Annotated in this window: 15 protein-coding genes; 8 read left to right on the forward strand and 7 right to left on the reverse strand. The window is 69.8% G+C overall.

Annotated features, from left to right (window positions below; translation table 11 throughout):
- Window positions 1–385 precede the first annotated feature (385 nt).
- The 4 genes from asnB to LXT21_RS41010 are packed head-to-tail and all read right to left on the reverse strand — an operon-like array spanning window position 386 to window position 6,177.
- Window positions 386–2,143 carry an asparagine synthase (glutamine-hydrolyzing) gene (gene asnB, locus LXT21_RS40995; protein ID WP_254043707.1) on the reverse strand — a complete coding sequence of 586 codons (1,758 nt, stop codon included), beginning with the start codon at window positions 2,141–2,143 and terminating at the stop codon, window positions 386–388.
- Between the two features lie 16 nt (window positions 2,144–2,159).
- A complete protein-coding gene (locus tag LXT21_RS41000) occupies window positions 2,160–4,142 on the reverse strand; it encodes a glycosyltransferase (RefSeq protein WP_254043708.1) in 1,983 nt (660 codons plus the stop codon).
- A 31-nt stretch (window positions 4,143–4,173) separates the two neighbouring features.
- The gene (locus tag LXT21_RS41005) at window positions 4,174–5,955 is read right to left on the reverse strand and encodes a DUF692 domain-containing protein (protein WP_254043709.1); all 1,782 of its coding nucleotides are present in this window, start codon (window positions 5,953–5,955) and stop codon (window positions 4,174–4,176) included.
- Window positions 5,956–5,979: 24 nt separating this feature from the next.
- Complete coding sequence (locus LXT21_RS41010) at window positions 5,980–6,177, reverse strand: hypothetical protein (RefSeq protein ID WP_254043710.1); 198 nt, start codon at window positions 6,175–6,177, stop codon at window positions 5,980–5,982.
- 232 nt (window positions 6,178–6,409) lie between these two features.
- Between LXT21_RS41010 and LXT21_RS41015 the strand changes: the two genes are divergently transcribed.
- Together LXT21_RS41015 and LXT21_RS41020 are read left to right on the forward strand one after the other, a co-directional pair.
- Entirely contained in the window at window positions 6,410–7,345 is a 936-nt protein-coding gene (locus tag LXT21_RS41015; protein ID WP_254043711.1) for a cyclic nucleotide-binding domain-containing protein, read from the forward strand.
- Window positions 7,346–7,593: 248 nt separating this feature from the next.
- The gene (locus tag LXT21_RS41020; RefSeq protein WP_254043712.1) at window positions 7,594–8,439 is read left to right on the forward strand and encodes a hypothetical protein; all 846 of its coding nucleotides are present in this window, start codon (window positions 7,594–7,596) and stop codon (window positions 8,437–8,439) included.
- A 64-nt stretch (window positions 8,440–8,503) separates the two neighbouring features.
- Here the strand turns inward: LXT21_RS41020 and LXT21_RS41025 are convergent, their stop codons facing one another.
- The gene (locus LXT21_RS41025) at window positions 8,504–10,498 is read right to left on the reverse strand and encodes a S8 family serine peptidase (protein ID WP_254043713.1); all 1,995 of its coding nucleotides are present in this window, start codon (window positions 10,496–10,498) and stop codon (window positions 8,504–8,506) included.
- A gap of 142 nt (window positions 10,499–10,640) precedes the next feature.
- The gene (hflX, locus tag LXT21_RS41030) at window positions 10,641–12,110 is read right to left on the reverse strand and encodes a GTPase HflX (protein ID WP_254043714.1); all 1,470 of its coding nucleotides are present in this window, start codon (window positions 12,108–12,110) and stop codon (window positions 10,641–10,643) included.
- Window positions 12,111–12,467: 357 nt separating this feature from the next.
- On the opposite strand from hflX, the gene LXT21_RS41035 reads away from it, so the two are divergent.
- From LXT21_RS41035 to LXT21_RS41060, 6 genes are all read left to right on the forward strand, one after another.
- Window positions 12,468–16,025 carry a MopE-related protein gene (locus LXT21_RS41035; RefSeq protein WP_254043715.1) on the forward strand — a complete coding sequence of 1,186 codons (3,558 nt, stop codon included), beginning with the start codon at window positions 12,468–12,470 and terminating at the stop codon, window positions 16,023–16,025.
- Window positions 16,026–16,269: 244 nt separating this feature from the next.
- Window positions 16,270–17,076: a hypothetical protein gene (locus LXT21_RS41040; protein WP_254043716.1), complete on the forward strand. Its 807-nt coding sequence runs from the start codon at window positions 16,270–16,272 to the stop codon at window positions 17,074–17,076.
- Window positions 17,073–19,556: a kelch repeat-containing protein gene (locus LXT21_RS45585; RefSeq protein ID WP_254043717.1), complete on the forward strand. Its 2,484-nt coding sequence runs from the start codon at window positions 17,073–17,075 to the stop codon at window positions 19,554–19,556. The genes LXT21_RS41040 and LXT21_RS45585 overlap by 4 nt, the downstream gene beginning before the upstream one ends.
- A gap of 159 nt (window positions 19,557–19,715) precedes the next feature.
- A complete protein-coding gene (locus LXT21_RS41050) occupies window positions 19,716–22,316 on the forward strand; it encodes a type VI secretion system Vgr family protein (RefSeq protein WP_254043718.1) in 2,601 nt (866 codons plus the stop codon).
- A gap of 26 nt (window positions 22,317–22,342) precedes the next feature.
- On the forward strand, window positions 22,343–23,761 hold the full coding sequence (locus LXT21_RS41055) for a hypothetical protein (RefSeq protein ID WP_254043719.1): 1,419 nt from the start codon (window positions 22,343–22,345) through the stop codon (window positions 23,759–23,761).
- 54 nt (window positions 23,762–23,815) lie between these two features.
- On the forward strand, window positions 23,816–24,586 hold the full coding sequence (locus LXT21_RS41060) for a hypothetical protein (RefSeq protein WP_254043720.1): 771 nt from the start codon (window positions 23,816–23,818) through the stop codon (window positions 24,584–24,586).
- A 38-nt stretch (window positions 24,587–24,624) separates the two neighbouring features.
- Here the strand turns inward: LXT21_RS41060 and LXT21_RS41065 are convergent, their stop codons facing one another.
- Complete coding sequence (locus LXT21_RS41065; RefSeq protein ID WP_254043721.1) at window positions 24,625–26,403, reverse strand: tetratricopeptide repeat protein; 1,779 nt, start codon at window positions 26,401–26,403, stop codon at window positions 24,625–24,627.
- Window positions 26,404–26,482: the final 79 nt, after the last annotated feature.

Below are 26,482 nucleotides of genomic sequence, written 5' to 3' on the forward strand. Positions count from 1 at the left end.
TTTCATGGAGGAGGTTCTCTCGGAAGTGCGAACGCTCGACATCCACCGAGAGGACTCCTTCCGTAGATTGGTCCCGCTACTCCCATCGGGTCCGTAAAGGGATCGCCGATGACGAACCTCGGTTTAGCCCACTGTCTTGCCCTCCTCCAGTACCAGCCAGACAGTCTCCGCCTTGAACTCGGAGGTGAAGCTGCGGCGCTTCCTTCTCTGCTTCGTATCCGTGGACATCCCTGAACCCCTTCATCACATCTCGGGTGTTCACGGAACTGGGGCAAGCTCAAGGACATGGTGCGCGCAGCGATATCGCACCGCACCGGGTCAGGGACCTGGCCCGCGCCGACCGTGTCCGCGCCATGACTCGTGCGGCGCGAGGAGCGCGCACCGCTCAGCCAGCGGCCTGCGCGAGCGCCGCGGTGAGCTCTTCGCGATACGCACCATAGAGGTCCTCCGTGCGGAAGCCCTCGGGCAGCCTGCCTCCTCGCCCGACGAAGAGGAGGATGAACAGGTCGAGCCGCAGAAGCTCGATGGGACGGGCGCAGAAGTGCCCGAAGGGGTGTCGCTCTTGATGCTCGGGTGGAACGAGCGTCTCGGCGAGCCGCTTGAGGCGCTCCGTGGCACCCGCCACCGCGGAGGGCGCGGCGAGCTTCGGGCGCTGGATGATGTGCTCGGCGATGGATGTGGGCAGCACGCGTCGGGCGACCTCGCGCAGCAGCACCTTCCGGGTCTCTCCGCGCAGGCGCCAGGACCACGGCAGCGCGAGGGCCAGGTCTCGAACCCGGGTGTCCAGGAATGGCACCCGCACCTCCAGGCCATGCGCCATCGAGCCGTGGTCCCAGACCCGCAGATGTGAGTAGCGCAGCGGACTGTCGAGGAAGAAGCGGTGGACCGCCTCGCGCAGCACGTGCGGGTCGCGCGCCGCCATGGTGGAGAGCACCGCCTTGGCCTCGCGGCACTCCTCCGGCGCCACCCGGCGGGTGCGGATGAGCCGGTTGTAGTTCTCCATCGACGCGCGGACCCACGGCTCGGGGGAGGCATGGACGGCATAGCCGGCGAACAGCTCGTCCGCGCCGTCGCCACAGAGCACCGTCTTCACGTGCCCTCGGATGTCCGGCGCCGCGCTCTCCACCAGGGAGGCCTCCATCGGCGCCTCCAGGCTCACGATGGTCTCGGGCAGCGCCCGCACCAGTCGCTCGGACGAGAACAGGTACTCGTGGTGCTCCGTGCCGAGCAGCGCCGCGAGCTCCCGGCTCGCCTGCACGTCGGGGTGCTCCGCGGACTCCGCGGCGGTGAAGGTGTGGACTTGCGCACCGCCCACCTCGGTGAGCAGCGCCGTGAGCAGGGAGCTGTCGAGCCCGCCCGAGAGGAAGACCCCCACCTCGTGGTCCGCGACCCGCTGCCCTCGCACGGAGGCGCGCAGTCGGCTGTGCAGGGCCTCCACGAGCGCCCCGGGCTCGCTGGGGAGCTCCACCGGGCGCGGCTCCCCGTGTCGGCCGTGCTCGAGCCGCAGCACCCCATCCGGCCCGCGCCGCACCGTGAGGGTGCCCCCCGCGGGCACCTCGCGCACCGCGCGGAAGAACGTCTTGTCCCCGAGCACATTGTGGAGCGTCGACCACTCGAAGAGTGACGCGCGGTCCAGCTGCCGAGGCACCGCGGGCTCCTCCAGCAGGGCCTTCAACTCCGAGGCGAACACGAGCCGCCGTCCGCCATCCACGAGGGCGTAGAGGAGCGGCTTGATGCCGAACGGGTCCCTGGCCAGCCAGAGCTGCTCGCCATCCGTCGCCGCGAAGGCATACATGCCCTCCAGCGCCTCGACGCAGCGCAGCCCCTCGTGCTCGAAGGCCCGCAGGAGGACCTCCGTGTCACTCCGCCCCTGGAACCGGACGCCGCGCGCCTCCAGTCGTGAGCGCAGCTCCTGGTGATTGTAGAGCTCTCCGTTGTAGACGAGCACGGGCTGGCCCTCCCGCCCTCGCATGGGCTGCGCGCCCGTCTCGAAATCGACGAGGCTCAGCCGTGTGCTGGTCAGGGCCGCATGGCCCAGGACCGCCGCGCCCGAGCCATCCGGCCCCCGGTGGGCGAGGCGGTGCCTCATCCTCGAGAGCAGCTGCTCGTCCACCCCTCCGAACATCCCCGCGATGCCGCACATGCCAGGGCTCTTGGACTCAGGCGTGACTGAACGCCACGTTGATGGAGCTGTCCGGCGCCGAGAGGACGATGAGGCCCTTCTGATGGAAGAGCTGCAGCGCCTCGAGCAGGGGGCGTTCGATCTCCTCGGGCGGGCGCCCCGTCCGCGCGGCCTCCGCGTCGAGGAGCTCCTGCGCCGTCTTCGTCCCGTCGCACCGCTCGAGCAGGCCCGCGGTCCACGCGTTCACGCGGAAGTGGTGGCCGTTCATGTTGGGCTGCTTGTGGAACACGACGATGCACGCGCCGGCGCTGGAGTCCTCCCGGCCAGGAGGAAGCCCGGGCGGCAGCACCTCGAACCGCTCGATGCGCAGCAGGTTGGAGCGCGTGGGGACCCGGCGGAGCATCGCCTGGATGGGCGCGGTCCGATTGTCGGCGCCCCACCGGTCCACCCGGTTGAAGAGGGGGATGCGCAGCTCCTCGGCGCGGGTCGTCCCCAGCCAGACGAGGCGCTCGCAATAGCGGGCGACGTCCCGCAGCCGCGCGTCACCTTGCGTCTGGTGATTCAGGACCCACTCGCAGAAGGCCGCGGCGTCCTCGAAGTAGCTGGGGCCGGAGCTCGGATGTGCCGACGCGAAGGACGCCACCGCGACACCGGCGCGCTCCCCGAGCGCCTCGAAGAGGGCGGGGACGAGCGTGCGCAGCGCCTCCTCCCGCGTCTCGGGCAGCCCCCGGTCCACCAGGGGCAGGGTGGAGGGACGCCCCCCGCGCCGCTCGAGCACGTCCTGGAAGATGGGCTCGTAGCCCCGGCCCGGCGGCTGCTCCTCACGCCCGTCGACGAGCAGCTCCGCGCCCTTCTGGCCGATGCGCGCCGCCAGCGCCGCGTCGTCGATGACCAACCGCAGGGCGTTGGCCAGGTCCGCGTGGACCTTGGGATCGGGGACGACCAGCGCGTTCTCCCCCGCCACGATGCGCTCGCGGAAGCGCTGCTTGCCGGCGATCTCCCCCGACAGGATGAGGCACGTCCCCGAGGCGAGCACCTCGCGCGGAACGGTGGGCGCGTGGAAGGTGATGGGGAAGTCGCGCTCCAGGAAGCAGACCGCGCGGCAGGCGCGGATGAAGCGGCCGACCTTCCAGTGCGGCACGAAGGGCAGCACCCACGTGGTGGCGGCCAGCCCCAGGTCCTCGACCACACGGAAGTAGGTGTCCATGTTGCGGCTGCGCGCCAGCGCGACGAGCTGGAAGCGGCGCCCCTCGGCCTTGAGCCGCGCGAGCGCGCGCAGCAAGTCATACGAGCCCTTGGCGATGCCGAGCTTGCCGTACACCCCGATGATGGGGACCGAGGGGTCGATGGGGCGCGAGTTGGAGACCAGGTGCGGATGCTCGCGCTGCATGCGCGCGGCATGCAGGGGGATGTCCAGCGGGGCCACCTCCGGGTTGAAGCACGCGCGCGGCAGGTGGGAGGGAGGGCCGCGGTAGAGCGCCTCGGGGCGAACGCCCATGCCCAGGTAGGGATAGGGGCTGCCCGAGCAGATGCCATCGGCGCGGCGAAGGACCTCGCGGTAGGTGGTGGACAGGCCCAGGTGGTTCATGAGGCGGCCGACGTCGCTGCCCGCGTTGCGCACCAGATAGGGCACGCCGGTCCACGACGAGGCCAGGTGCGCCGCCACCCCGTAGGGCTCCAGGTAGTAGCTGTAGATCAAGTCGCAGCCATACCGACGCACCACCTCCGCCGCGCTGCCAGCCAGCTTGCCGGTGAAGGGATTCGACTGGGGGATGTGCGTGAGCGTCGGGGAGAGCGGCTCGGTGCCGTGGAGGTGCACGCGGCCTTGCCGGAACGAGGGCGCCAGCCACTCCCGGTCATCCTCGTCGAAGATGATGCGGTGCTCCGGCTCCACTTCGTCCGCGTTGGTGACGACGTGGACCTCGTGGCCCGCCTCGGCCAGCCCGCGTGCCATCCAATACGACTGGGCGCTCACCCCGCCTTGAATCGGCGGGTACTTCATGACGGCACAGATGCGCAAGCGATGCTCCTGTCTGACGGGCGCCCGACGTTCACTGCTCCATGCCGAAGTCCAGCATGAGGGCGCCCAGGCGGTAGAGGTCTCGGATGAGCTTCAGGCCCCCCGCTTCGGTCCGGTCCTTGTCCTCTGTCGAGCCCCGCGACGCGAGCCGAGCGAGCAGCTCCGCGGTGGTGCACTGGCCATCGCACAGCGCGAGCACCGTGGCCGTGCGCTCGTTGATGCCCATGGGCTGCACGTTGCGCCAGCCTGGGGCCTTGAGGAAGAGGATGAGGGTGGGCGTGGTGGCGACGTCCTCCAGCGAGGCGCCGCTCGTCACCCGGCGGATGGCTTCGATGACGTCACACCCGAAGCGCTCCACCTGCGTGTGGGCGCCCAGGCGGGGGCGCGCCGTGAGCAGCTCGGCGTCGGTGGGCTCCGGGCGCGCATCGCGCGCGGCGCGGGCGGCCAGCGCGCTCTCCACCGGCGGCTGCGTGGAGTAGAGGCTCAGCTGCGCGCGCTCGAAGCGGGCGATGTCTCGCAGGTGCGCGAGCTGGAACTCGCCGTCGGCGAACATCCGCTCCACCAGGTCGAGCAGCCAGAAGCCATCGCGCACGGAGCGATTGGGGAACTCCCGTGACTCACGGGGCAGGTACGTGGTGACGAAGCGGGTGGTGAGGCCGTGCAGCAGCCGCTCCTTCTGGAGCAGCTTGAGGGTCGCCGGGGCGATCTTGGCCAGCAGCGCGAAGCGCTTGGCGGAGACCTCGCGCCCGAACAGGTCGATGTGCGCGGGGCCCGCCTGGAGCAGCGCCTCGGTGGCGGGGGCGCTCAGCTCCAGCGAGGCACACGTCGCGGCCGGCGCCTCCAGGAAGCGCTGGCGCAGGCCCGGGTCCACGATGAGGCGGGCCAGCGCGGCCTGGAAGCGCGGCTCATCCACGGGCAGGAGGGCAGGGGATGCGTCCAACTCCGGGGGAAGCGCGGCGGGAGCGGGAGCCTCCACGGCGCCTCGGCGTCCGAGGATCTCCCGGGCGTGCTCGATGTCCTGGAGCATCTCCTGGAACTCCGAGGGGAAGTTCTGGTCCCGCTCAATCAGCACGGCGCGCACGGGGCTGCGAGCGACGACGTACTCCAGCAGGCGCCACACCTCGGGGTGCGCGTCGACGGACTGGCTGTGGCTGTCCACCCAGCGTCCGCCGTGCTTCTCGCCCCCCGCCAGGTGGATCTGGATGACGCGGTCCAGCGGGAGCGCCTCCAGGAAGGCGTAAGGGTCGTACCGGTGGTTCTGGGAGTTGATGAAGACGTTGGTGAGGTCCAGCAGGAGGCCGCAGTCCGCCTCGGTGACGACGCGCGACACGAAGGCCTGCTCGGTCATCGGGCTGGGGAAGGCGAAGCTGTAGGAGACGTTCTCCAAGAGGAAAGGCACGCCCAGCAGCCGCTGGATGTCACGGGCCTTCCGGGCCGCGCGGCGCGCGGCGGCCTCCGTGAACGGCAGCGGCGTGAGCTGGCCGATCTCGAAGCCCCCTGCCTTCGTCATGCACAGGTGGTCGCTGTAGAACGGCGCGCGCAGCGTGCGCACCAGCTCGGCGACCTCGTCACAGTATTGAAGGTCGAGCGGCCCCTCGGTCCCGACGGACAGCTCGAGACCATGGGGGACGAGCGCCTGTCGGCCCTTCATGGCCCTGGCGCGCTCGATGCTCTCCGGCACGGAGCGGAGGTAGCGGTCGGCGATCAGCTCGAACCAGTCGATCCGATCCAGATGCCTCGACTGCTCCTTCTGTAGCTCCGGCCGAAAGCCGATGCCGACACCCAGGAATGGCAGTTCACGCAGAGAGACCACAGGCGTCGGCGTACGGGCGTTTGATCAGGCGTTGGTCTCGGACGTGCCCGTGCAGCCACACAGACAGCCGCTGCCGCAGAAGCAGCTGAAACAGACGGCCTCGCTGTTGGAGTAGGTATAGCCAGGGCCGCAGTCGAGCATCTCCAGCTTGAACTCTTCGGTCTCGACGTTCTGCGGAGACCGAGCCGACTGAGACTTGGGGAGTGAGCTGATATTGTTCATGGTGAAGACGAATCTCTCTCGAGGTGCGACTCTCTGTCAAGAAGGATTCACTGGGGGAGGGGTCGCTCTTGAACCAGGCTCATCCGAGGATTGACGCGTCAGCGTGACTCGCTTGCGTTGGATTGACGCGCAAGCGGGGCGCCCGTGCGGCCTTGAACCCTCGAGTGCCCCTGGGGTCGAGCGTGGCGCTCCGCTTGCTATGGGGGTCCAGGGCCTCGAACTGGAGACGCCCATGCCCAAACACTTGCGTCTGATTCCTACCGCGGAGGTTGTTCCCGCGGAGCGCCGTCGTCCGTCCCGCGTGTCGCCTCCCGAGGAGACGCCGGAGGACACCTCCGAGGACTTGCGAAACGCGAGAGACCTCGGCGCGGAGCTGCTGGCCTCGGGCGACCTGGAGGGTTCGCTCGCGGCCTTCCGTGAAGCGGTGCGCCTGGCTCCCGACGGGCTCACCTACCGGCAGAAGGTGGCGGAGCTGCTGCAGAGGATGGGGAGGACCCGGGAGGCCCTCGCCGAGTATCAGGTCCTCGCCGAATCCTGGTCCAGGACGGGCTGGGTGCTGCGCGCCATCGCGGTGTGCAAGGTCATGCTCCAACTCGACCTGAGACACGCCTGGGCCCGGAGCCTGCTCGAGGAGCTCCAGGCTCGGCGTGGTCTGCCCCACGCTTCGTCGCGGGACCCCCTCCCTCCGTGCGCCGTGGACACGAAGCCGGAGCGCTTGCTCGTGTCGGACCTCGAGGAGGCCCGGAAGGGGGCGCTGCGAGGCAGTCCCGTGTTCTCGGGGCTGTCTCCATCGTTGCGTGGCGCGGTCGAGGACTCGCTGGAGCCTGTCGTGCTCCAGGCAGGTGAGCGGATCCTGAACCGAGGCGAGGCGGCGCAGGCCCTCTTCGTGCTCCTGCGCGGCCGATGCTCGGTGTTCCACCCGCACCTGGATGGTCACGAGACGGCCTATGTGGAGCTGAAGGAGGGCGATGTGTTCGGCGAGATTTCACTGCTGCGCAGCAAGCTGGTGACGGCCTCGGTCCGGACGGTCACCGCCTGTCTGCTGATGAAGCTGGAGCGCTCGCGGTTCGATTGGCTCCTCCAGGAGGCTCCGGGGCTGCGCCTCGAGCTGCTGCGACTGGGCGCCGGGCGCCTGTCTCGCACCTCCGACCTATTGTCCAGGCGGTGACGCGCCCCATGGGCGAAGCCTCGCCCCGGACTCCCTCGTGGACGGCAAGCCTTGCCGTCCTCCGGCGAGCCTTGCCGCCCCATTCGTTCGGATTCCCAGCAAGGCTTGCCGGAGCGCCAGGGCCCTCAGAGGGAGAGGCCGCTGGCACCCCCGTTGCTCAGGGGCCAACCCGCTCTGCCCCGCTGCGCCACATCCCGTGGCGTCACGCGCGGGAGCGTTCCGATGTCGCACTGGAAAGGGTTGGGACGATGAACCGGATGAATGTGATGAAGCGCTGGTGTCTGGCCATGCCGCTGGCGGCCTTCGCGGTGGGCTGTGGCGTGGAGCAGGAGGACCTGGGCGCCGAGGGGGCCCCGGCGCCCGTGGCGGAGGTCCCCTCGGAGGAGACGGGCGCGGTGGCCCAGGCCGTCGGCGTCGAGAACGCCTACTGGTGGGGGACCTCGGCCAACGGCTACACGTCCACCAACATCGGGTCGATGACGGGCCGGACGTGCTTCCTCTCCGGGCTGCAAGGCAACATGAAGCCGGCCGTGGCGGGGCGCTGGGCCACCGGCGGCGTGCTCCAGTCCGCGGGCGACTACATCCTGTTCGTGAGCCACAACAACAGCAAGGCGCTGGGCGTGGGCGTGCAGTGCATCTACACGTCGGCCGGCCGGACGACGGAGATGTCCTGGGCCCAGGGCCAGGCGGCGAGGCTGCTCGGCGCCGTGACGGCGCAGCGCCGGTGCTTCCTCACGCAGGTGACGGCGTCGGGCGGCTTCACGTCGAACTCCGACTACGTGCGCGTGTGGAACGACGGCATCAACTGGTACCTGGGTGGCAACCTGTCGGGCGCCGGTGGCGGCCGGGCCGTCTGCGTGAACGTGCCCGAGGACCATGGCGGCTGGCTGTGGATCGCCGGCGACCCGGGCGGCTTCACGGAGACGCTGGCGTACAACCCGGGCGGCGTCGCGTGTGCGCTCTCCGGCGTGGGCGGGAAGTTCGATGACAACAGCTTCACCGACGGCGTGAGCGTCGACTACAACGCGGGCACGCGCTACTGGGAGATGTCCGTCATGAACGGCAAGCGCGGCTGGGGCAACTGCGTGAAGTAGTGCGCGGCCAGGGATGCCGGGCCTCCACCCTGGGAAGCCCGGCGTCCTCGCGTCAGCGCTCGTCTCAGAGACTCTGGAAGCCGTGAATCGTGGCGCCCAGGGTGCTGCCTTCGGCGTTGGAACACTGGACGTGCCAGCGAATCAGTTCGAAGGGCCCGGGCGCCGGCTGCGTGGCGGGGTTGCCCAGGTGGAGCGTCCCGAAGTCGACCGACGGGGGATAGGTGCCGCTGCTCCACAGCTCCGTGGTGGCCCAACCGAAGTTGTTGAGCCCCGTGGTCGTCACCACGCACGAGTCGGCGCCCACGCTCTCGTAGCGCTGGGACACCGTCGTGTTGGGGGCCCAGCTGAACCGGTTCGTGTTGATGCGGGTGCTCGCTCCGGAGAACTCCTGCGGGACATTGCCCGTGCTCGTGCTCTGGATGACCCAGACCACCTTGGAGACGCCTCGCAGGATGGTCGCCGTGATCTGGGTGGTGGCGGAGCGCGTGTTGGCGGCATTCGCGCACTCCAGCACCCACCGGTACTGGCCCGACGTCTGAGGCGCCGTGGGCACCGTGTCGTTGGGCGTGAGGTTGAGGTTCTGGGAAAGCAGGACGTTGTTCCGATAGGTCTTGATGGAGCAGCGCGCCGCGCCGGCCGAGCCATAGCGCAGGATGAACGGGTCGGTGTTGTATTGCTGGAAGTGGCTGGCGAGGCCGTTGTTTCCGAGCGCCACCGTGGGCTGGGAAATCACGGACTGCAGCTGTAGATTGGGCATCGTCGCGGTGGAGCCGGAGTTCGTCACGTGGCGCGCCCGGACCGCCTGTTCAATCTGCGCGGGGGTCGTCAGTCCTTGCGATTCCGCGAGGAACGCGGCGAGGCCCGCGACGTGCGGCGCCGCCATCGACGTACCGGACAGGTCGGCGTAGCCCCCGGGCCACGTCGAGCGGATGACCTGACCGGGTGCCCACGTCTCCACGCACCGGCCGTAGTTCGAGCCCGCGCCATCACCCGCGAGCGGCTGGTTGCGAATGTGGTCCACGCCCGCCAACTGCTGGACGGGCTGTGCATTGTTGTCGATGGCGCCGACGACCATGATTCCGTCGCTGGGGCTCGGCGTGTTGAAGGAATAGTTGCACGCGTCCCGGTGGTCGTTCCCGGCGGACTGGGCGATGAACGCGCCGGGATATCCCACGGACGGGTTCGGCGTCGCGAGGACCCGCAGCTTGTCGCCGAGGGCCCTGCCTTCCTTGAAGTCGGGGCCGTTCATCGAGATGTTGATGATGCCGACCGTGCCGGAGGCGAGGATGCGCTCGTAGACGAGGTCCAGCCCCAACCCGATTCCCACGGTGTTCCCGCCGGACGAGCAGGTCGTGACGCCCGGGTCGTTCTGTCCGACGGCCACCGAGACGATGCGCGCCCCCTTGTTGACGCCCACCACTCCGCCCTGGGGCGTGGGCCTGGCGCCGATGATTCCCGCCACATGCGTCGCGTGCGGATAGCAGCCCGTGGGGGAGTTTCCGGGCATGGCCACGAGCCGCTCGACGAACGGGAGGTTCGAGTGAGGCGCCACGCCGGTGTCGAGCACGTAGACGGTGCGCGAGCCATTGCTCGTCTGCGACCCACCGACGGCTTGGATGCCCCAGGGAATCACGGTCGTCGTGCCGGAGTTGCTCCACACGGCGCTGAAGTCCACGGGGGCATCCTCGGTCAGCCGCTTGACGCGAGGGTCCTTGCTCAGCCGCTCCACCTGCTCCTCGGTGAGATAGGCCGAGAAGCCCTTGCCGACGTGGCTGATGAGGTTCGTGGGGGTGACCGCGTGCGCCAGCCTCAAGTCATTGACCAGGTGCCGGGTCGGCAGGTCGTGGTGGCTGTCGAAGCCGTCGGCCGGGGGCGCTGCCTTCGCCAGGAACGCGTGCGCCGCGGAGTCCTCCAGGTCGACGAGGTAATGCGCTCGGCCCCGCGCATCGCGCATCAACCCCACGCGGTCCTGCTGTGCACGGAAGACAGGCGCTTCCGCCAGCGACGTGGTGCTCGACAAACCCGCGACCAATGCGACGACACTTCTCCAGTGAGACATCGGGAACCCCTTTCAAGGTGGACCCGACCTCCCTAACAACAGGAATGCGCGGACAACCATCCGCCAGATGAACGCAGGGTCCGTCTGTTGAATCGTCGCCCTGTTTTCTCAAACGCCGAGCTTCAGGAGCCCTGGATGGGAGTCAGTCCTCCTTTGTTGGCTCGGCGGGAAAGGCGCGTGTGAGCCGGGCAATCGCCCCGGGCAGGCCGCGCACGCGCAGCTTCCGGCCGTGCTCGTCGTACGCCTCGGCCAGCACGGTGGTGTGCTCATACACCTCGCCGATGCGTCCCTGGCTTGAGTAGGGGATGCTCAGCTGGGCCTCCACCATGGACGCCTCGAAGAAGCGCAGGATGTCCAGCCGCAGCCCGGCGACGTCCTCGGGGCGGTGGGCGGACAGCAGCACCGCCTCAGGATGCTCGGCGCGCAGGGCGTCGCGCGCGGCCTCATCCAACCGGTCGCACTTGTTGAGCAGCAGCTTGCTCGGCACCACGTCCGCGCCAATCTCTCGCAGCACGGACCGGGTGACCTCCAGCTGGGCGGGCCACGTCGGATCGGACGCGTCCACCACGTACAGCAGCAGCGACGCCTCCAGCGCCTCGTCCAGGGTGGAGCGGAACGAGGCGACCAGGTCGTGCGGCAGCTTCTGGATGAAGCCCACGGTGTCCGAGACGAGCACGCGGGGGCGCGTCTCCGGGTGCAGCGCGCGCACGGTGGTGTCCAGGGTGGCGAAGAGCTGGTCGGCGACCAGGACCTCGCTCCCCGTGAGGGCGCGCATCATCGAGGACTTGCCCGCGTTGGTGTAGCCGACCAGGGCCACCCGGAGCTGCTCGCGGCGGGCGTACCGACGCTGGTCCTGCTCCTTCTCGATGGCGGCGAGCCCCGCGCGCAGCTCCGCGAGCCGGTCGCGAATCTTCCGCCGGTCCAGCTCCACCGCGGAGTCACCCGAGCCGCGCCCCTGCTGGCGCTCGCTCCCGCCCGAGGACTCCCGGAGCCGGGGCGCCAGGTAGCTGAGCCGGGCAATCTCCACCTGCATGCGGGCCTCGTGGCTGCGCGCGTGCCGGTGGAAGATGTCGACGATGACGCCGGTGCGGTCCATCACCGGGACGCCGGTGGCCTTCTCCAGGTTGCGAAGCTGGCTGGGGGAGAGCTCGTGGTCCACCACCACCATCGTGGGGCGGGGACCGCTCGCGTCCAGCCCGGTCTCGGACGTCTCCTCGTCTTCCGCGTCGAAGTCCTCCTCGTCCTCCACGGGGGCGTCCGCTCCCTCGGGGGGCTCGCCCGTGGGCTCGGGGGCGGCCTCCTCGGTGCCCTCCTCCTCGGCGGCCTCCCACTTCGCGCGGGCCTTGCTGGTCCTGTCGCGCGCACCCGACGACACGACGCCCGGGCCGCCGGTGAGCGCGGCCAGATCCTTGAGCTTCCCCTTGCCGAGCACCGTCCCGGTGGCGAGCGCGCCCCGGCGTTGGCTCACCGTGGCGACGGCGTCGTAGCCCAGGGTGTGCACCAGTCGCTTCAACTCCGCGAGGTCCGCGGCGTGCTCCGTGTCCGACACGGTGGGGAACTGGACGCCCACGAGGATGACAGGCGGGCGGGGGGTGGGCGGCGTCTTCGACATGAGGCCCTCGTAGCACGGTGCGGGCCCAGGGTGGGGTGAAGCTGAACCCCCTCCAGGCGCCGTGGAGACACTCGCAAAGCCTTGTCTGCACTTGGAATCACAGGCTCAAGACAGGATTGACACACGCCGACGGCGCGCCCGGGGTCGTGTCTGACATGGCATGGGACTGGGAGTCCGGGTCTGTCTGTATGAGGACGAAGGGGTTGTCGTGGATTGTAGTTGTGCAGCCTCGCTGCGCTGAACGGGCTCCGACTGATTGAAAGGCGAAATCCGCTGCTCGTACTTTGGGTGTGCGTGTAGAAGGCGCTTGCCCTTTCCCGGGGCCCTTCCACCAAAGGCATGGCCGTGAATAGACGATTGGCATTGCTCCTGTCGGGGCTCGCCCTGGCTGCGTGTTCCGAGCCGGAGACGAGCGAGACCCAGGACTCCGCGACCCAGGCGCAGGAGTTGCCCGGGGACCCCATTTGCAAGTGGACCCCCGCCGCCGCCACCGCGCTCCCCGCCGCGGCCACGAGACGCTTCACGGGCGCCGCGAGCTCCCGAGCGGGCGCGTCGCTCGCCGCGGGCGATTTGAATGGAGACGGCATCCCCGAGCTCGTCGTGGGCGCGCCGGGCATCGGCACCACGTCGGCGCTCAAGGGCTACACCCACGTCGTTCCCCTGGGGCAACCTTTGCCCCACCTCTTGGACATCCGCTTCTATTCGACGCGCTACGAAGGAGAGGTGGCCTCGAATCGCCTGGGCACCTCCGTCGCGGTGGGAGACTTCGTCGCGGGCGGCCCGAGCGATCTGCTCATGGGCGCCCCGGGGTTCACCACCGCGCAAGGCATTGCCTATCCAGTCGACGGCAACACCATCTTCGGTGGAGACCGGCCGCTCACCGCGACGAGCCATCGCTTGCGGGGCGTGACGACCTCTCCGGAGCAGGCGGGGACCGCGCTGGCGGTGGGAGACATCACGGGAGACGGGACTCCCGACGTCATCGTGGGGGCGCCCTTCTTCGACTCGTCCGTGGCCTATCAGGACACGGGGGCCATCTATGCCTTCAACGGCCCGGTGACGACGACCTCGAGCGGGCAGCTCTCGTCCGCGCCCATCAAGGTGCTGGGCGGCCTGAACCAGGCCAACTACCAGGCGGGGACGTCCGTGGCCGTGGTGGACGTGAATGGCGACGGGACGAAGGACCTGGTGGTGGGCGCGCCACGGTATGACGCGGGCACATTGGTGGACGCTGGCGCCGTCTTCGTCTTCTTCGGTCCGGTCTCCGGACTGCAGAGCTTCTCGACGGCGAACCTCGTGCTGACGGGGGCCGTGGCGGGAGAGCTCGTGGGCTCCGCGGTGGCCAGCGCGGGCGACCTGGACAACGACGGACTGGAGGACCTGCTCATCGGCGCTCCGGCCTCGGGCAGCGTGGCGGGCAAGGCCTACGTCGTGTACGGCGGCAGCGTCACCTCGACGCCGTTCCCCCTGGCGGCGCAGCCTCGCTTCACGGGCATCGCGGCGGACCTGGCGGGCACCGCCGTCCTCGCGCCGGGCGACATCAACGGCGATGGCTTCAAGGACCTCCTCATCGGCGCGCCGGGCCACACCAGCAACATGGGCGCCGTCTACACGGTGTATGGCTCCGCGACCCGGTTCACGGGGAACGTCGCGCTGCTGTCGGTCGCCCGCCTCATGGGGGCCGCGGCGACCAGCGAGCTGGGCAGGTCGCTGGTGGCGCTCGGCGACGTGGACGCGGACGGCTCGGCCGACTTCGCCGTGGGCGCGCCGGGCTTCAACAGCAGCCAGGGCGCCGTCTACCTGGTGCTCGGCCATGGTCCTCGCACGTGGTTCGTGGACAACGACAGTGATGGGTTCGGAACGAGCGCGGGTTCCTCGCGGGTGTGTGGTGAGCCGGCGGCTGGCAGCAAGCGGGCGCTCACGGACGGCGACTGCGATGACACGCTCAACACCGTCTATCCCGGCGCGGACGAGCTCTGCGAGGCCACCCCGGAGGCGGAGATCGACAACAACTGCGACGGGCTGAAGGGGGATGAGCCGGGTGCGAATCCGGCGAATCCCAAGGATTGGGTCCTGGACCTGGATGGTGACAGGGCGGTCTACCTCAGCACCGCGCAGCGGCGCTGTGCTCCGCCCGAGACCTCGGGCTGGATTGCCTACGTGCCCGAGCTTGGCCAGGAGTGTGAGGCGCCTCCGGAGAACCCGGCCTACACGACCGACAATGACGCCTCCATCTACCAAGGCGCCCCCGAGGTCTGCGACGGCAAGGACAACAACTGCGACGGGGCCATCGATGACGACCAGAACCACTGGCCATCCTGGTATCCCGACAGCGATGGCGACGGCTTCGGCCGCAGCGACGCGGCGGCCGTGAAGGCCTGCGCGGCCCCTCCTCAGCATGTGGCGAGCAGTTCGGACTGCGACGACACCCGCAACACCACACATCCGGGCGCCCCCGAGGTCTGCGACCTCCGGGACAACAACTGCGACGGCGCCGTGGACGAGGGCGTCCAGACGACCTTCTACCGCGACGTGGATGGCGATGGTCACGGCGTGCCGACGGCGACCACGCTGGCGTGCACCCGCCCCAACGGCTACTCCGCCGTCAGCGACGACTGCAACGACACCGGACCGAACGGGCCGAGGATGTATCCGGGGGCCGTGGAGGTCTGCGATGGCCTCGACAACAACTGCAACTTCGACACCGACGAAGGCGTGAAGTCCAACTTCTTCCGTGACGCGGATGGGGACGGCTACGGCAACCCGCTCGTCGTGGTCGTCGCCTGCTCCGCGGCGGGTCATGTCTCCAACAACCAGGACTGCGACGACTCCCGCTCCGCGGTCCGCCCGGGTGCGACGGAGGTCTGCGATGGCCGGGACAACAACTGCGACGGCGCCGTGGACGAGGGCGTGCTCAACGCCTGGTATCCGGACGCGGATGGAGACGGCGTGGGCACCACCAACGAGACCTTCCGCGTCCTCGCCTGCACCGCGCCCCCGGGCTACGTGAACAGCAAGGTGGACTGCCATGACGGCAACGCCACGGTGAAGCCCGGCGCGCCCGAGCTGTGCGACTCCCTGGACAACGACTGCGACGGCGCCGTGGACGAGGGCATCGCCACCCGCTCCTGGTTCCCGGACGCGGATGGAGATGGCTATGGCAACGGCGCCGTGAGCGCGGTGGCGTCGTGCGCGTCTCCTGGCCCGGGGTACGTCAGCAACCGCACGGATTGCGATGACACCAGCGCCAGCATCAGCCCCGCGCAGTCGGAGGTCTGCGAGCTGACGGGCCCGCAGGTGGACAACAACTGCGACGGGAACACGGAGGGCGCCGTCAACGGCACCGCCTGGTACCGCGACGCGGATGGAGATGGCTTCGGTGTGAAGACGGACACGCTGAGGCGGTGCGTGCGCCCCGCGGGCTACGTCGCGGTGGAGAACGACTGCAACGACGGCAACGCGAGCGTGAATCCCGGCCAGACGGAGCTGTGTGAGGCGGGGGCCTTCTCCGACCAGGTGGACAACGACTGCGACGGGGACAAGAACGACGTGGACCCGGACCTGCCGGCCTCCGCGGGCGGAACGCGGCTCTGGTATGGAGACGCGGACCGGGATGGCCACTCGGGCCCTGGCTTCAAGCTGCGCTGGTGCACCAACCCGACGAACCTGGTGGACCCCACGACGGGCAACGTCCTGGTGCAGGGGACCTATCTGGCGACCGAGCCGGATGACTGCGACGACACCCGTGCGGGCGTCTTCCAGCGGTTGGTCTGGTACGAGGACCGCGACGGCGACGGGTGCGGCAACCCGCTCGCGGGCCGCGAGTCGTGTGGCTCCCCGGCCGGGTGCGGGTTCCCGTTCGTCCTCAACAACAAGGACACCAGCGACAACAACGCGTCCGACTGTCGTCCCTGAAGTCGGGCTCCCACCGTGTCCTCCACGGTGGGGCCGGGTCCTCCGCGGGTGACGGCTGCTCGCGGAGGCCCGCGCAACAGGTGCGCAGGGCTCATTCCGTCTGGATTCGAGCTTTCTCCAGACACGGAAGACCTGAGTCGGATTTACTGTCGGAATCACGACAGTCTCGCGAGGCCCTGTCGCCAGGGTGCCGGTGTCTGTCTTCATCTGCGGCTTCACGACGGACTGATTGCTCGTGGAGCCCATGAAGACCTCTGTGCGGACGCGTCTCATTCTCGTGGTGGTGATGAGCCTGGCGTTGGGGAGTGTGCTCGTGCCCGTCCCGGTGAGGGCGCAGGAGCCGAGCGGGGTGCGGCCCTATGTGCTGGCCGCGACCCGCCTCTACAACGACCTCGAGTATGAGCAGGCGCTGGAGCAGATCTCCCGAGCCAAGCGGCTGTCGAAGAGCCAGTCGGACGACGCCCTGTTGTCGCTCTTCGAGGGCGTCATCCTGGCGGACCTCGGGCAGCCGACCTCGTCCGACGCGGCGTTCAAGGCGGCGCTGTTCCTCCAGCCGGACGCGAAGCTCCCGCTCTCCGTGTCGCCCAAGGTCTCCGAGCGCTTCGAGTCGCTGCGAGGACAGGTGAAGCGAGAGCTGGCCGCGGCGGCGCCACCCCGCGAGCCGGAGGGCCCGCGCCGGGTGACCACGGAGGTCTCGGATGTGGCGGTGCCCGGGAAGGACGCCTCCCTCCCGCGGAGGGTGTGGCTGTCGGGCGCGGTGGGTGGAGGCCTGCTGCTAGGCTCGGGCGTGACGTGGATGTTGGCCCGGGGACAGCACTCCAAGCTGACGCAGGCGTCCGGCGCACCCGCGACGATGTCCGAGATGAAGGACACGGCCTCGCGGGGGAGGACCTATCAGACGGTGAGCGCGGTGCTCGCGGGCGCGGGCGTGGTGGGGCTGGGCGTGGCCGCGGGTCTGTATCTGTGGGGCGGCGCGTCGCGGCCTCCGGAGCCAGGACTGGTGTTGGGGACGGATGGCACGTCGGCCTTCGTCTCCGGGAGGTGGCCGTGAAGACGTGCTCGTGGTTCATCGTCCTGCTCTCGGGCGCCCTGGTGTTCCTCGCGGGGTGTGTCGACTTCGACGAGGGCGAGAAGACCTGGTGCCAACGCCATCCGGAGGTCTGCACGCCGTCCTTCGAGCAGGTGCCGGCCCCGGTGCTCTACGTGGAGAAGAAGGGGACGTTGCGGCTCCAGGCGGGCGCGAAGGACCCCGCGGGAGAAGCGCTCCAGTTCACCTGGTCGTCGAACGTGGGGAGTCTGGGCCAGGCTCGCGACACGGCCACGACGACGGAGGTGGAATGGACCGCGCCCGAGTGCATCCCTCCTCCCGCGGCGACCTTCACGCTCACCGCGAGCAGCAAGCTGGGGGCGTCCACGCAGGTGACGTTCTCCGCCATCGGCATTCCGGAGTGCCCGAAGATGGACGGCACGGGCCGGCTCACGGCGGCGCGCTCGGGCCACACGGCGACGCTCCTGTACACCGGCGTGGTGCTGGTGACGGGAGGCGAGTCCTCGGGGGCTCCGCTCGACGTCTCGGAGGGCTACTCCGCCAGGGCGCGGACCTGGGCCGCCGCGGGGAGGATGTCCACGCCGCGAGTCGACCACGTGGCGGTGCGGTTGGTGTCGGGCACGGTGCTGGTGACGGGCGGCCGCAACGCGACGGGCGCGCTGAAGAGCGCGGAACTGGTGAGCGAGGACTTCACCTGGACCGCCGCGGTGAGCCCCTCGACGGCGCGCCATGGCCACGCCGCCGCCCTCCTGGAGAGCGGCAAGGTGCTGGTGACGGGAGGCTTCGATGGCAACTCGGTGGTCACCACCTCGGAGCTCTACTTCCCGGGGCATGAGGGCGACCCGGTGCCCAAGTGGAGCACCACCGCCAGCGCGCCCGTGGCCCGCAACCACCCCGTGGCCACCGTGGTGGATGCGGGGGAGAAGGTGCTGGTGACGGGAGGGACGACGGAGGGCGGCGCGTATCCGACCAGCGCGGATGTCTACGATTCGGGGACGGAGATGTGGACGCAAATCGACGCGGTGGGGGAGGGCCGCATCGACCACACGGCGACGTCGCTCGCCTCCGGGCGGGTGCTGGTGACGGGTGGGAGGCGTGCGGGCGGGGCCCTGGGCTCGACGGTGCTGGTCGATGTGGCGACGCGGGTGGTGACGCCGGGGCCTCCACTGGCGACACCCCGGTACGGCCACACGGCGACGTTGCTGCGCTCCGGCCAGGTGTTGGTGGCGGGGGGGCTCGGTGCCCGCGGGGAGGCGCTCGCCTCGACGGAGCTCTTCGACCCGGAGACCGGGACGTGGTCTGCCACGGTGCCGCTCGCGGCGGCCCGACATGGCCACGAGGCCATCCTGCTGGATGCGGGGAAGGTGCTGCTGGTGGGAGGGCAGGGGACGGGGGGCGAGCTCGCGTCGGCCGAGGTGTATGACCCGGGGACGAAGACGTGGACGACCGCGGACCGCCTGCTCGTGCAGCGTGGGAACCATACGGCCACGCTCCTGCCGAGCGGCCAGGTCCTGGTGGTGGGGGGCAGCAACCGGTTGGTCTCCTCGGGCGCCTATCTCTCCGCGGTCGAGCGGTATGACTCCGTGGCGGGGACCTGGCGCGCGTTGGCGCCCCTTCGCGTGGCGCGTGATGGCCACACCGCGACCCTGCTGCCCTCCGGCGGCGTCCTGGTCGTGGGCGGCTACAACGGGGGAGAGCACGTGGCCGAAGTGGAGCTCTTCGACCCTGCCCGGGAGGAATGGCTGACGGGAGGCAGGCTCGAGAAGGGGCGGGACCTGCACTCGGCCACGCGTCTGGCCTCCGGCAAGGTCCTGGTCGCGGGCGGTCATGACGACAATGGAACACTCGCCACGGCGGAGCTGTATGACCCCGTCGCGGGGACGTGGTCCCGCACGGGGCCGATGGCGACGGCGCGCGCCGCGCACACGGCGACCCTGCTTCCCTCGGGCAAGGTGTTGGTGGCGGGCGGCTTCGCGCATGCGTCGGGCGTCTCGGCTCCGCTCCAGAGCGCGGAGCTCTACGACCCGGCGACGGAGCAGTGGTCCCCCGCGGCGAGCCTGGGGGCCCGGCGCGGCGGGCACACGGCGACGTCGCTGCCGACGGGCGACGTGCTGGTGGTGGGCGGCTATGCGGAGGAGATGGGGAAGGGCTCGCTGGCGACGGCGGAGCGCTATGAGCTGGCCACGGGGACGTGGACCCAGACGCCGCCCTTCGCGGAGAAGCGCGGGGCTCACACGGCCACGCTCCTGCCGTCCGGAAAGGTGCTCATCGCCGGAGGCTACGGGGGATACCAGGACCTCTATTTCCTCTCGCCTTGTGAGCTGTATGACCCGGCCACCGGACAGTGGACGTCCACCAGCGGCGTGTTGACGCCTCGCGCGAATGCCACGGCCACGCTGCTGCCCCTGGGCAAGGTGCTGGTGGTGGGCGGCTATGGCTACAACGACGAGGTCCACGGGGAGGCGGAGTTGTTCATGCCGTGACAAGGCCCGTCACCGGCGTGCCTTCGCCAGCCGTGGTGCAATCCCTTGCGGGTGAGGGGGAGGCGGGGCGTGTAAATGCTTGCGCCACCTTTTTCCCCAGCGCCCGCTGCGATATGACAGCCATCGCAGAAGGCTCTCGAGATTCCAGGGGGATGCCGCGTGTCGGATTCATCAGACGACGTGCTGCGCCAGGTTGGAAAGGCAGCGCAGGGAGTCCGGGAAGCGGAGACGGCCGCCCGTCAGGTGCGAGCCGGTGAGCCGCCCGTCCAGGCGGTGAAGCCGCTGGAGAGTGCCCTGCGGCAGATGCCAGGCGTTCAGCAGGCGACTCAGCAGGTCCAGCGCATCCAACAGGTCGCGGCCGTGGCGCAGGGCGCCCTGGGCGCCGTGGGCGGGTTGGAGGCCTTGTCCGGGGTGGTGCAGGCCCTCGGTGGTCAGGCGCCGTTGGACAAGGTGCGCTTCTCCTTCCAATCCAGCGCGGCGCCCGGCGCGGGCTGGCGCGTGGTGGCCTTGCACGCGCGCGAGGGGCTCAGCGAGCTCTACACCTGCGGGGTGGACCTGGCCAACGAGCACCTGGACGCGGACGTGGACGGGCTGCTCGGCTCGTCGGCGGAGGTGCTCATCGCCCATGAGGCGGGCGCGCGCCGCCTGTGCGGCATCGTCCACCGGGTGGAGCACCTGGGCACGCAGGCGGGGCATCTGCTGGCGCGCGCGCACGTGGTGCCCGCGCTCTGGGCGCTGTCGTTGCGCAAGGACCAGCGCATCTTCCAGGAGAAGACCGTCCCGGAGGTTCTCGAGGAGGTGCTCCTCCAGGCGCTGAGGCCCTTCGAGCGGCCCTTCCGGCTGGAGCTCAACCGCGAGTACCTGCCGCGTGAGTACTGCGTGCAGTACCGGGAGTCGGACCTGGACTTCCTCCAGCGCCTCATGGAGGAGGAGGGCATCGTCTTCTACTTCGACCACTCGGGGGAGAAGGAGGAGCTGGTCCTCATCGAGGAGAACGAGCAGTCGCCCGCGTGTCAGGCGGTGATGGGCACGCCCATCACGGTGCGGGGACCGGAGGCGGCGACCGCGTCGGATGAGTGCCTTCGTCACTTCGACTATTCGCAGCAGCTGCGCACCACCAGTACGGTGGTGCGGGATTTCAACTGGACACACCCGGACTACGATTTGACGCGCGAGTCCCGGAGCAAGGACGAGCTGGGCCGGGAGCGCGAGTCCTACGAGTACCCCGCGCCGCTGCTGGGGCCGTATGACGTGAAGGAGAAGAAGTACAAGTACGAGCCGGCCCAGAAGCAGGAGCTCCAGCGCCGTCAGGCCTTCCAGGCCGAGGGCAAGCGGGGGCTCGGTGAGGGCTACGTGACGGGCTTCACGCCGGGCTACATGTTCGAGCTGACGGGACACGGCCATGCGGCGCTGGACCAGTGGTACCTGCTCACCCGGGTGGAGCACCACGGCGACGCGTCCGAGGAGCTGACGCAGGATTCGCTGTCGTTGCGCGCGCCGGGCGAGCCGCGCGAGCGCTATCGCAACACGTTCGAGTGCATCCCGCTGGATGTGCCCTTCAAGCCCGAGCGTCGGCGTCCGCGCGCGAGGATGGCGGGGTTGCAGACGGCGACGGTGGTGGGGCCGTCCAGCGAGGAGATCCACACCGACGAGCACGGCCGCATCAAGGTGCAGTTCCATTGGGATCGACAGGGGAAGCGGGACGAGAAGAGCTCCTGCTTCCTGCGCGTGGCGCAGGCGTGGGCGGGGCTGGGGTGGGGCTTCGTCTTCCTGCCGCGCATCGGGATGGAGGTGCTGGTGGACTTCCTGGAGGGGGACCCGGACCGGCCGCTGGTGGTGGGCTGTGTCTACAACGGGAAGAACACGCCCCCGTATGCGCTGCCCGAGCACAAGACGCGCAGCACCATCCGCACGTCGAGCTCCAAGGACAGCGATGGGTTCAACGAGCTGCGCTTCGAGGACGCCAAGGACGCCGAGGAGATCTTCCTGCACGCGCAGAAGGACTTCAACGAGGTGGTGTTGCACAACCACTCCACGTCGGTGAAGGCGAACCAGACGAACGCGGTGGACGGCTCGCAGTCGGAGACGGTGGGCGGTGACCAGTCGATGTCGGTGACGGGCAAGCGCACCAAGTCCGTGGACAAGGACGAGACGACCACCGTCAAGGGCAAGCGGACGGAGACGGTGGACCAGGACGAGGACATCACCATCAAGGCCACCCGCACGGAGAGGGTCACCGGGAAGGAGACGCTGACGCTGGATGGCGGGCGGGAGGCGACGGTGAAGACGCAGGAGACGCTCACCGTCAATGGCAACCGCCAGGAGACCATCAACGGCAACGACGACCTGACCGTCACCGGCTACCGGAAGGACCACGTCACCGGCGTGTACGAGATGAAGGGCGACGCGCAGGTGAAGGCCCTCCAGGGCGAGGTGAGCATCACCCTGGAGGGGAAGATCGACGTCGCGGGACAGTCCAAGACCATCGAGATCCACAACAGCGCGGGCTCGATGAAGTACGAGGGCTCGAAGATCGACGTGACCGCCACGAGCGAGCTGAACCTCGTGTGTGGCAACGCGAGCATCTCGCTCAAGAAGGACGGCACCGTCGAAATCACCGGCAGCACGGAGGTCACCCTGAGCTCGAAGGGAAGCTCGGTGAAGGTGTCGCCGGAGGGCGTGTCGAGCTCCGGGGGGAAGGTCACCTCGTCGGCCACCGGGATCAACGAAATCACCGGCCTGATGGTGAAGATCAACTAGCGAGCGCGTCGACCTCGGGGGATGTCGTGGACTCAATCGCGAAGCCGCTGCGCGCCCTGGCGGAGGATGCCGCCTGGTTCGCGCGTGAGAAGTCGCTGCGACTGCTTCACGTGGTGACCACCACCGACCTGCGGGCTTCCGTGCTCGAGGTGGTGATGGGACAGGAGTTCCATGCGGACAACGTGAGTCCGTTCTTCCTGCTGGAGGATGCCTACGGCGAGGAGGGCCGCGGCTGGGACCTGCGCGCGCACCGGGTCCGTGAGCAGCACGCCGCGCGGCGCGAGGCGCTGGCGAAGGAGGGGATGGCGCTGCCGGCGTTGCCTGCCCCCCGTCCGGAGCGAGGCGATGGGCTGACGGCCTTCGCGGTGCTGCTGGGCCAGGTGCTGGACGCCCGGTGCGCGCCGCTCGAGGGCGCGCTGGTGGTCCTGGCGCCCACGCGCATGGCGGCGGCCCGGGAGTGGCAACGGGAGCTGCGCGTGTTGCTGGAGGCGCCGAAGCTGGCGGCGGTGCGGTGGGTGGTGGTGGAGCTCGACACCTCTTCGTCCGGCCCTCTCATGGATTGGCTCGGGGCGCGGGGCCTCTGCGTCACCTGTCGGGTGGACGATGCCGCCTTGCAGGCGGAGCTCGCGCGGATGGTGGAGCGCGCCGGTTCGACGTCGGCCACGGCTCCCGGGCCCGCGCAGACGGGCGCGGCCTGGCCGAGGGGGGTGACGCCTCCTGCGCGCAAGGGAATGCCCACGCCAGCGCCGGGAGCCCTGGACGAGGCCTTGCGGGGCGCGGGCGTGGCGCCCGCCATCGCTGGAGCGCCAGGACGGCAGATCCGCCAGAAGGTGCTGCTCGCGGCCCAGGCCCTGCGGCAGAAGAAGGTCGACGCCATTCGCTTGCAGCGTGAGGCGCGAGACCTGTGCCTCGAGTCCGGCCTGCCGCGCGAGGCGCTGCTCATGGAGCTCATCCTGGCGAGCTATCTCACCCACTTCGGGCAGCCCGCCAAGGCGCTGGAGCACTACGAGGACGCCTATGCCCGCGCGGAGCGGGAGGGCTTGCCGCAGCTGGCGGCGCAGGCGCAGCTGGGCATGGGGGCCCTGTACCACCTCGAGCGAAAGCCGGAGCTGGCCGCCGCCGCGTATGTCCGAGGCGCCGAGTGCTCGCGGTCGGCGGGGGAGCCCCTGCTCGCCATGGAGGGTTATCGCCTCGCGGGGCAGGCCTGGGCCGACCTCGGGAAGGGCGCGCTCGCGACCCAGGCGTGGCGCTCGGCGTTGGCCGTGGCGGAGGCGTCCTCGGCGCAGGAGGTGAAGGCGAGCAGCGTGGCCGAGACGGCGCGGGCGCTCGCCGCGCTCTGTCGTCGACATGGCCTGTCGGCGCAGGCCCAGTCCCTGGAAGAGCAGTCGCTGCGGCTGGAGGAGCAGGGCGTGCTGTCCGCGCCGGGAAGGGAGGTGTCGCGATGATCGCCAGCACGGACGGTCTTCGTCACCCGGGTGGAACTCAATCGCCAGAAGGCCATGACGGTGAGCCTGGGGAGTGGCCCGTCGTTGACCATGACGGTGACCCAGCGCAAGCGGGCTGGAGACCCGGTGTCCACGACGCTGCTGGGGGCGTGTGCCTTCTTCCGCGCCAAGCGGATGGGGGACGCCGCGAAGCTGATGAGAGAGCGTGCGTGCGCGAGAATCTTCGACACGCACCTGCTCATCGGCTGTCTGTCCGAGAGCGCACTCGGCGCGGAGGCGGAGGCGTTGGTGGGCGGGGTGGCGGAGCACTTCCGGGGCATGGTCTACAGCGGTCACGCGCTGCGAGACTGGGCCGGGCGCCTCATCATCGACGTGAGGGGGACGTTCGATGAAGGGGCGCTGCCCCCCGCCTATTTCTGTGTCGCCACGCGGCTGCCGCTGGCGAAGGCCCGGCAACAGGTGAAGGAGGAACTCGGAGCGCGCGCTGAGAGGCTGCGGTGGTATGCGGCGGATGACGTCTCCGGGTTCCCGTTCAGTACCAGCGTCGAGAAGCAGGTCGGCTATCTCGAGGCCAAGCCGCGGAACGCCAAGGCCGCTCAGCGACTCGAGCAGTTGCATCAGTTCTGGAGCGGAGTGCGAACGCTGGCTGCCTTCGAGACAGAGGAAGACCCCCGGCGGGACCTCTCCGAGGCGTTGGGTGTCTCCTCTGCTTGTCAGGGCATCGTGATGGACGGCTGGTCATTTCTCGCGCCGGATGGACACCTGCTCCTCGATCGTGGGGAGCAGCTGTCCTCGGACGCGAGCCTTCCCGCCGTCGCTGGGTGAGCACGCCCACCCAGGTGCTGGCGCTTCCGCCGGAAGCCTCACGGACCCGCGAGGCTCTCGATGTTCTTGCGGCGCGCCTCGAGGGTCGTGCGCTCGGTGTCGGAAATCTCGGGCAGTTGGAGCCAGGCGCAGACCAGCGCGTACTCGTAGCTCGCGTAGTCCTGGGTGTGCTGGTCCAGGGACTGGAAGAGGGCGCGGACCTCGGTGCGGGCCTCGGGCGTCGTTCGTGCCACGTGGGCCAGCGTCATGAGCGCGGCCTCCACCGTCCAGTCCATGGGGCCCTTCGCCAGGGCCAGCAGGAGCGTCCGTCGCCGTGAGTCGAGCCAGCCTTCCTCGCGGGCCGCGATGACGAATGCCGCGGCCAGCTGGATGCGCTGGAGCCACGCCCAGGTGGAGTGGCTTCCTCGCGGAGGCGGTGGATGCACCATCGCTCGGGCGAATGCCTCGGGCTCGTGCGCGCTCAGCGCGCGAGCCGTCCGCTCCGCCTCACGCCACCAGCCCTCCAACTGGAAGGGCGCGCTGGCCAGCTCGGCGAGCGCCGCGCCCACCTCGTCAGGCGGTGGCGGGACCGCGCGCGTCGGCCGTGTGTCGGTGTAGCTCCACAGCGTGAGCTCCACTGGCTCCACGGGCTGGCGCGGGTCGGGGCGCTGCACCTCCTGGACGACGACGTCGACGATGCAGGGGAAGCCGCGCCATTCACGATGGAGCTCCCACGCCAGTTGGACGCTGGGCGCCTCGAGCCACTGGGTGGTGAGCTTCACCCTCGGAGGCGTGTTCCCCGTCGCTGCGGGCGGCTGGAGGCTCATCTGCCGCAGGGCGTGGATGCCCGCGTCGATTCTCAGGGGCAGGTAGTCCACCCAGGGCACGAGCTCTCGCGTGACGGAGGCCGCGAGCTGACTCTCGCGCGAGGGCCCCGGCGTCGTGTCCGCCACCGACAGCAGGTGCTCCAGGGCGTCGCGTTCCCCGTTCGCGCGGTACTGGAGTGCAGCCACGGAGGCCAGTGCCCAGGATCTGCCCGGCTCATGGCTCAGCGCTGCTTGATACCAGGTGAGCGCCTCGTCGAAGCGTCCCTGTTCATGCAGCATGTCCGCGATGTCCAGCCGCGTGGCGTTCTGGGTGGCGTCGTGGCCGAGCGCGGCCTGATAGGCCTCGAGCGCGGGCGTCACGTCGCCTCGTGCGCGGTGGACGATGGCCAGGAGCGTGGCCGTGACCCAGTTCGGAATGGTGGCATGGGCCTCGGTGGCCACGGCGAGCGCCTCATCCAGCCGGCCGAGGCGGTGGAGCAGGGTGCCGCGCAGCCACACGACCCCCGAGTGGGTTCGATGCCGGGTCGAGAGCCGCTCCAGCACCTGCAGCACCCGCGTCGGTACGCTCGGGTCGGAGGGCGCCAGCCTCGTGAGGATGACGCTCAGCAGGCTCAGCGTGGGCTCGATGGGTGCCTGTTCGGCGACACCCTGGGCCTCCATCCAAGGGAGGCCCCAGCGCACGAAGTCCGTGTCCCGCTTCGCGTGGACCACCTGGGAGAGCAGCTCGAGGGCCTGTGCGGGCTGACCTTGTTCGTGGAGCATCCACGCGCGCACCCCGACGGTGGCGAAGGACACCCGACCCTGCAGGGGGACGATTCGCAGCGGGTCCGGGCCCGCGTCCTGCTTGATGCGCCGCAGCAGGTCCAACCACTCGGGGCGGGTGACGTCCGAGCCCAGCGCGCAGCCCACATGGTAGGCCGCGTGGGCGAGGTCGCCCGCGAAGAGCGCCTCCGCGGCGAAGGAGGCATCCTGGTCCGGCGTGGGCCGAAGTGAAGCGTGTGTGCAGTCCATATCGAAGGCCCACGGTACTTCGCCGACCCTGGTTCCGCCACGACTGGAACGCGTGGGCTCCTCGATACAAGGTCGCGCC

The sequence above is a fragment of the Myxococcus guangdongensis genome (assembly GCF_024198255.1).
Classification (GTDB): Bacteria; Myxococcota; Myxococcia; order Myxococcales; family Myxococcaceae; genus Myxococcus; species Myxococcus guangdongensis.